Source organism: Mycobacterium sp. (genome assembly GCF_035314905.1).
Classification (GTDB): Bacteria; Actinomycetota; Actinomycetes; order Mycobacteriales; family Mycobacteriaceae; genus Mycobacterium.
In genome coordinates, this window is record NZ_DATFYW010000026.1 from 1 (window position 1) to 2,264 (window position 2,264).

The following is a 2,264-nucleotide window of genomic DNA, read 5'->3' on the forward strand; positions in this document are numbered from 1 at the left end:
CGCTGACCCGGACGAGGTCGAGGCGCGCAGCATGCTGGCCTTCTCGCTGGCGATCGGCAACCACTTCATCGCCGCCGATCACGACGGGCGCAGCCGCCGGCAAGTGCTGGAGCTGGCCGTGAATCAGTTTGTGGCCTAGCGCCCGGACGTATTGCGGGTGTCAGGAAGCGTTGCGGCAGAACGTGAAAGAAGCCAGCGATGACACGTCAGGCGGCGCGCTCGTGTACGACTGCCGACGGCGCGCCGAGCGCCGACAGCGATCTCTTCGCGCGGTTGCAGCCGTTCCTGAACCTTTAGCGAGTGTTCGCTTGAGACTCCCCGGGATGGCTTCGCCGGCGGGCGGGCTCGCGACCACGCTGGGTGCCAGGTGCGGCGGCAACTGCGACCGGATCGAGCGGAATGAATACGGTGGGTTACCGGTCAACTGCTGGCAGCTAGTCCGTTAACGGCTCTTCGATTTTTTCCGGGCAGTCGGTCTGAAGTCTGATTTTGAGTTGCGGCCTCGGTGATTTCGAGGCACTCGAACTGTACCTGGGAAACGTTGTAGGCGTTCGATGGTTTGGGCTTCAGGTGATGCGGTGTGCGTCGCGCCAGGCTTGTCGGATTTCGGGTCGGAGTCGGCCGCGGTCGGGCACGGCTAGGCCGATGCCGCGGGCCCAGGCGCGGACCTCGGCGGTGCTGGGTTCCGGCGCGGCGGGTGCCCCATCGAGGTCTGTGGACTCGACCGGGTTGCCGGGTGAGATACGTCGCAGGGCAGGATGTTCGGTGATAGCCCAGGCCTGGGCAGCGGCGAGGTAGCGGTAGGTCCATTCCTCGGCGAGCCCGCGGGTTTCGCAGAACACGATCGGCACGGCCGGCCAACGAATGTGCAGTTCGGCGAGCCCGTCGACGATCACGCCCGCACGGACGTGGTCGAGTTTGAACAGCTGTGAGTAACGGTCCTCGACCACGAGCGCGGCCCGGGGCAGGGCGGCGAGCTCGGCGACCTGGTAGCGCAGCCTGCCGGCGGTGAGGCTGGCGACCAGATCGACCAGGGACTTGCGTTCCACGGAGGCGACCAGGACGCCGTCGAGGACCAGCCCGTAGTCGCCGCACGACAGAGCCCGTTTGACGGTGCTGACCTGTTGGGTGGCGAACCGGTAGGGGTACTGCTCGTGGGAGTCGATCACGATCTGCAGGTCGGGAATGCCGGCGGCGCGTGCGGTCGGGGTGCGCACCCCGGGGCGGGCCTGTTTGCGGGTCCGCGGACTCTGCCAGAACACCGCGTCGCGGCCGCGGGCGGTGGTGAACACCAGCTGGGACCGGTTTTCTCGGGCGCGGTCAAGGATCACATCGATCGCCGCGCCGCGGCGCCGACACGAGCGCAGCCCGACCCGCTCGACGATCACCGCATCGGCGGGCCACTCGTCGAGCGGGACCGGGTAGCAGTAGAGCGCCTTGGTGCGCGGCCAGGTCCCCGAGGTGCGGAACACCAGGTCACCGCCGGCCAGCGGGACCCGCAGCAGGTAGGGCAGCCGGGAATCCTCGTCCGGGTTGTCCGCGATGAGCAGCTCCACGGCCATCGAGTCTGCCGCGTCCGCGGTCAGCACGAAATCTGCGCCGCGCGGCGAGCGTGGCGGGTGCAGTGGAACCGTATCCGGCGCATCGAGTTGTCGGTGTTGCGCTACCCGCAGCCGACCCGTTTGACCTGCTTGACCAGCCGGTTGTAGCCCTCGGTGCGGGCGTTGGTGATGCCGGTGCGCACGAACGTGTCAATCTCGGGCCACCACGCGTCGACCGTGGTGGCGAGGGTGAGCAGCTCGGGGATCTGCGAGTCAACACACCAGGTCAGCAACCGGTGCAGCCGGTGCCGGGTCAGGTGTGCATCCCCGCCCACGCGGACCGTGGACAGCAGGGTGCGGAGTTCTTCTTTGGCGATCCAGGCCGACAGGATCTGCGCGCTGGGGTCCTCGTCGCTGATCCGATTCCACATCTTGGCGAAGCTCGTGCCCGACAGGCGTTCGCGGGCGGTGAGCAGTCGGCGTCGGTTGGCCCACTCCGGGTCGATCTTGCGGCCACGCCGATCGCGCAGGTCCCAGGTGACGCGGCGGCGCACCCGGCTGAGCGCGTCGTTGGCCAACTTCACCAGGTTTTTCCGGACTAAATCGATCTTGTTGGGTGGCGTCGCCGTCGGCGGCATCAGCGGGTTGTCATGATCTCGGGAATGCCGAGATCGGTTGTCGGTTGGCGGGGTTGGCTTCGGGTTCGGTCGATTGCGGCGAGTT

General features: G+C 67.6%; 2 protein-coding genes. Both read right to left on the minus strand.

Features of this window, described 5'->3' with window-relative positions; all coding sequences use genetic code 11:
• Positions 1-566: 566 nt before the first annotated feature.
• On the minus strand, positions 567-1,562 hold the full coding sequence (locus VKG81_RS02115; RefSeq protein ID WP_324389244.1) for an ERCC4 domain-containing protein: 996 nt from the start codon (positions 1,560-1,562) through the stop codon (positions 567-569).
• Positions 1,563-1,663: 101 nt separating this feature from the next.
• Positions 1,664-2,264 (minus strand): transposase (locus VKG81_RS02120; protein ID WP_324389242.1); only part of this gene is annotated, 601 nt, incomplete at its 5' end.